Genomic DNA, 3,829 nt, shown 5'->3' with positions numbered 1-3,829 from the left:
ACACCCTACACCCTACACCCTACACCCTGCCCCCAGGAAAAACTTTTTCAGCAAACCCTAATTATCTGATGATTGCTGGATTTAATACCATGTATAGACGAGAATTACTGCAATTTATTGGCTCTCACGCTCTTTTTGGGGCTATTAATCCAGAATTTACTTGGAATTATCAAAATATTGACCATTGGGGCGAATTATCAAGGAATTATCGTCTCTGCACCACGGGAAAGCAACAAACACCGATCGATCTGAGTATAGTGACTGAAAAAGAGCTATACCACCCCACTTTTAATTATCGTCCTGTACCCCTAAAAATTCGCCATAACGGCCGTACAATCTTGGTTCATACCGAAAAAGGTGGAAACATAAGTTTTCACGGCGAAACTTGGGATTTATTGCAGTTCCATTTTCATCATCCCAGCGAACATCAGATTAAAGGTCAGTCTTTCCCTCTAGAAATTCATTTAGTGCATCGAAATGGGAAGGGAAATTTAGCAGTTGTGGGTATCTTAGCCGAAATCGGCGCAAATAATCCCTATTTACAAACCATTTGGGATTATTTGCCCCGAGAACCTTCTCCTGAAATGATTATCCCCGATACTTGGGTCAATCCCGGGCTTTTACTGCCAGAAAATAGCGATTTTTATGAATATCGGGGGTCTTTGTCCACTCCCCCCTGTAGCGAGGATGTTCTCTGGTTAGTCTGGCAAAATGCGATCAAAATTTCTCCCCAACAACTGCAACAATTGGCTGAGATTTTTCCGAGTAATGCGAGGAATATTCAACCCTTAAACGGGCGCTCAATCCTGCATTTCAGCTAATTTAGATAATTTTATTAACTTTTAGACCAACAATGGTAAATAACTCAGGAATGCGCTCAATAACTAAAGCTTCGGTGGCTGTCCAGTCACTTTCCTTAGTGGCTAAAACCCCCAGAACACTCAGAGGAACCTGTAGAAATAGGTGACTTAAGAGGAGAGCGATCGCAGCGATTACTAAACCTAAAAGCCGCCATTGGGGGAGATAGGCGGCCACGGCAGCCGCTAGAGGGGCAAAATTGTAGATTGGCCAAGTGATGAGAATTAAGAGGACGACTCCCAAAAGAGTAAGAAGACGATGGCGAGGACGTTTAAAAAGAGAGAGAATTTTTAACTGTTCGGGGGTGAGTTGACTCGGTTTTAGAGCAACCAACAAAAGACTAAAGATATCAAAAGGTTTTGTCCACTGCATCCAAAAGACGGGTAGGATAGCGATCGCTCCTAGAAATAGCCATTCTAGCCAAAGAAAAGGCAAGGGATCGCCCACAGATAAACCAATCCAAGCGATTTGTAAAAAGATTGGCAAGGCCGCTAACCCTGCCAGATGAATCCACAAAAAAGGTTCTGATTTCATAGAGGGAAATGAGAATTATAAATTATGAATTATGAATTATGAAGTGGGGAAGTGGGGGAATTATGACTGATAACTGATAACTGATAACTGATAACTGAATCCCGACTCCCTGACGCTGACCGTCTAATTAGCTGGATAAAGTGCGACGTTTCATGACCATTTCGTAGGCTTCGATAATATCGCCTTCTTTCCAGTCATTGAATTTAGAAATACCGACACCGCACTCGAAACCGGTGGCGACCTCCCGGGCATCTTCCTTCATCCGTTTGAGGGAATCAAGAACCCCCTGATAAACAATTTCCTTGCCGCGACGCACGCGCAGGAAGCGATTCCGCACCAGTTTACCGGATTGGACATAACAACCCGCCACGGCCCCACGACCGACGGTGAAGACGGCGCGCACTTCGGCGAAACCGAGGTGTTCTTCCACTTCTTCGGGGTCGAGAAGACCTTCCATCGCCCCTTGAATATCATCGAGAAGCTTGTAGATGATATTGTAATCGCGGATATCGACCCCTTCCCGATCGGCGGATGCGCGCGCACCACTGGCAAGGGTGGTATTAAAGCCCACCACCACCGCACCACTAGCGGCGGCCAGATCCACATCGGTTTCGGTGATTTCCCCCGGAGAGGCGAGGAGAACCCGAATCTGCACTTCGTTTTGGGGCAACTGTTTGAGCGCACCGAGGATGGCCTCTACGGAACCTTGCACATCTGCCTTGAGGATGAGATTAAGTTCCTTGAGTTGTCCTTCTTGAGCTTGGATAGAGAGGGTGCTAAGGCTAACGCGACGGGAGGAGAGGGCCTGTTGTAAACGGGTGTTGCGTCGTTCGATCGTCCGTTGATCGGCAATTGATCGGGCCTCTTTTTCACTTTCATAGACATCGAACTCATCGCCAGCGGCCGGGACATCACTAAGACCGAGGATTTCCACGGCAAAGGAGGGGGTGGCCGCTTCGACTTTTTGACCGCGATCATCGATCATCGCCCGAATTTTGCCGAAAACGGAACCGGCGACGATGCTATCACCGACGCGGAGAGTACCATTCTGGACGAGCAGGGTAGCCACGGGACCTTTGGTGCGATCGAGGTTAGCTTCGATCACGGTTCCCTTGGCCAAGCGATCGGGGTTAGCGACTAATTCCTCCACTTCTGCCACTAAGAGGATCATTTCCAGCAGATTATCGAGATTTTCACCCCGCAGGGCGCTAACGGGAACCATAATCGTCTCACCGCCCCAATCTTCGGCCACCAGTCCCTGTTCGGTCAATTCCTGTTTAATTCGGTCGGGGTTAGCGGAAGGTTTATCGACTTTGTTAATCGCCACCACGATGGGGACTTCGGCGGCCCTGGCGTGACTAATTGCCTCTTTCGTTTGGGGTTGTACACCATCATCGGCGGCCACCACCAGCACCGCTATATCGGTGACTCTCGCCCCACGGGCGCGCATAGCGGTAAAAGCTTCGTGGCCGGGGGTATCCAAAAAGACAATCTGTTCCGGTTTGCCGTTATGTTCCACATCGACGTGGTAAGCACCGATGTGCTGGGTGATGCCGCCGGCTTCCCCCTGGGCGACTTTGGTTTTGCGGATCGAGTCGAGGAGGGTGGTTTTGCCGTGGTCAACGTGACCCATAATGGTGACGACGGGGGGACGACGCTGGAGACTTTCCCAGTCGGAGACATCGATCATTTCCGTGGTTTTGATTGCCGCCGACTGGGTGCTGGGGGTTTCCACGGTCATCTCGAAGTCCCTGGCGATCATTTCGATCGTGTCCACGTCGAGAGTTTGGGTGATATTAACCGCCATCCCTTTAAAAAATAGAGTTCTGATGATCTCGGTTTCCGGGACTTTCATCAATTCCGAGAGGTCTCGCACGGTGAGACTACCAGTGATGACGATGCTTTCTGGGCGTTTTTCCTCTTGGGGTTCTTGGCGCTCGCTTTTCGGACTGCCGGTGTGGGCGGTTGGTTTACTGGGCCGCTTAACTTTGACTGCTGTTGGGGTGCCAGGGGTGGCAGCCTTAGCGCTGGGCGGTTTGGGGGGACGAGCAGTGGAAAGGGTAAAACTGGGGCTATTGATTAACCCGGATAGTTCCGATTCTAGATCATCATCATCTTCAAAGAGAGCTTGGGTGCGGCGTTTGTTTTTGCCAGCAGTTTTGGCAGTTTTGGCCGCTTTTTTCTCTTCTTCTTCTTCCTCTTCCCAGCTAGATTTTTTAGCCATGCGAGGGGGCATGGTCGGTCGTTTGAGTTTTTTGGGCCCGTCTGCTCCGAGCAATCCGGTATCTGTATCGATTTCTGTGCCATCAACACCAGATTTCTTGGTGGTGTCGGTTTCTTCCTCGCCGGTAGCCGAGATTTTAGCGGGCATACCAGGGCGAACCGGGCGCTTCAATTCCACCGTCTCCCGCACTTCTCTAGTTGGTTCCGCCAGTTT

General features: G+C 49.9%; 3 protein-coding genes. 1 reads left to right on the top strand and 2 read right to left on the bottom strand.

What is annotated here, in order from left to right; genetic code table 11:
• Positions 1 to 89 precede the first annotated feature (89 nt).
• Entirely contained in the window at positions 90 to 821 is a 732-nt protein-coding gene (locus IQ242_RS19075) for a carbonic anhydrase (RefSeq protein ID WP_193961051.1), read from the top strand.
• A 1-nt stretch (position 822) separates the two neighbouring features.
• On the opposite strand, the gene IQ242_RS19070 is transcribed toward IQ242_RS19075, so the two are convergent.
• On the bottom strand, positions 823 to 1,392 hold the full coding sequence (locus tag IQ242_RS19070; RefSeq protein WP_193961050.1) for a low-complexity tail membrane protein: 570 nt from the start codon (positions 1,390 to 1,392) through the stop codon (positions 823 to 825).
• Between the two features lie 127 nt (positions 1,393 to 1,519).
• On the bottom strand, positions 1,520 to 3,829 hold a 2,310-nt coding region (gene infB / locus IQ242_RS19065), incomplete at its 5' end, for a translation initiation factor IF-2 (protein WP_193961049.1).

Origin of the sequence: Microcystis sp. LEGE 08355 (assembly GCF_015207185.1) — a bacterium.
GTDB classification, from domain to species: domain Bacteria; phylum Cyanobacteriota; class Cyanobacteriia; order Cyanobacteriales; family Microcystaceae; genus Microcystis; species Microcystis panniformis.
Note: the sequence above shows the minus strand (reverse complement) of the source record. Positions and strands in the feature narration are given on the sequence as shown.